The organism is Deinococcus sp. (assembly GCF_030523985.1).
In the GTDB taxonomy this organism is placed as follows: Bacteria; Deinococcota; Deinococci; order Deinococcales; family Deinococcaceae; genus Deinococcus.
Map to the genome: position 1 here is coordinate 1,946 of NZ_JAUNHK010000172.1, position 1,359 is coordinate 3,304.

Consider the following 1,359-nt stretch of genomic DNA (forward strand, 5'->3'; position numbering starts at 1 on the left):
CCGCGCAGGATGGAGATGGTGTCTTCCACGCTCGGCTCGTCCACGAACACGGGCTGAAAACGCCGTTCCAGCGCCGCGTCCTTTTCAATTTCGCGGTATTCGTCCAGTGTGGTCGCGCCAATCAGGTGCAGTTCGCCGCGTGCCAGCGCAGGCTTGAGCATGTTGCCCGCGTCGGGGCTGCCCTCGGTTTTGCCCGCGCCGACGATGGTGTGAATCTCGTCCACGAACAGGATGATTTCGCCCGCCGACTTGACGACTTCGTCAATAACCCCTTTGAGGCGTTCCTCGAACTCGCCCCGGAACTTGGCCCCCGCCAGCAGGCTGCCCATTTCCAGCGACACGATTTTTTTGTTCCGCAGACCTTCGGGCACGTCGCCTTTCACGATTCGCATGGCGAGGCCCTCGGCAATGGCGGTTTTGCCCACCCCAGGCTCACCAATCAGCACAGGGTTGTTTTTGGAACGGCGCAGCAAAATCTGCATGGCGCGGCGGATTTCCTCGTCACGGCCTATCACGGGGTCAAATTTGCCGTCGCGGGCGCGTTGCGTGAGGTCGGTGCCGTATTTGTTCAGCGCATCGAATTGTTGTTCGGATGTCTTGTTGGTCACGGTTTTCCCCTTGCGTTGTTCGGTAATGGCGCGGTTGAGGCTGACTTCATCGGGCAGGCCGCGCCCACGGTACTCGCCCCGCAGCGCCAGCAGCAGCGTATCCGCCGCCACAAAACTGTCGCCCAGTTGGTTCGCAATCGTGTCGGCCTTGGCAAAAGCGCGGCTGAGGGCGGGGTCTAGGTACAGTTGCCCGTCGCCGCCCTGAATCTTGGGCAACTTGGCAATTTCGGCATCCAGCGCGGCGCGAATCTGGGCGAGGTTGCCGCCTGCCAAAGTCAGGGCGCGGGCGGCGGTGTCGTTGTCGGTGAGGGTTCGCAGCACATGAAAGTGTGTGAGGTTCTGGTTTTTATTCTGCTGGGCGAGTTGCTGCGCCGCATTGATGGCGACAGCACTGGCCTCGGTAAAGCGTTCGGGATTCAAGGTTGCACCTCCGGTGCGCAGAAAGCTGAAGGCAGATGGCGAAAGGCTAGTCGCAGTTCATCAGCCTTCTGCTATCTGCCATTTGCCTTCTGCATCATCATGGCCCCTAGTATTAAACTTGAGCGTGGTCATGTCAAGTTTATTGAGGGTTTAGGAAAGTAGCTGAGGTGACGTTAGGTCACTGCCCTTCTCCCACCGCCACCAGCACATAGCGCCAGCCTTTGCCCGTGCCTGTCTCACACACTTTTTCACCCTCCCACACACACTCTGCTGCGCTGGAGTGGCCCAGTTGTCCCCGCTCGGCTTTGAAAAAAGGCCAGAGGCGACCCAC

Annotated in this window: 1 protein-coding gene; it reads right to left on the bottom strand. The window is 59.7% G+C overall.

Features of this window, described 5'->3' with window-relative positions; translation table 11 throughout:
• Window positions 1-1,028 (bottom strand): AAA family ATPase (locus Q4C89_RS14495; RefSeq protein ID WP_303103333.1); only part of this gene is annotated, 1,028 nt, incomplete at its 3' end.
• Window positions 1,029-1,359: the final 331 nt, after the last annotated feature.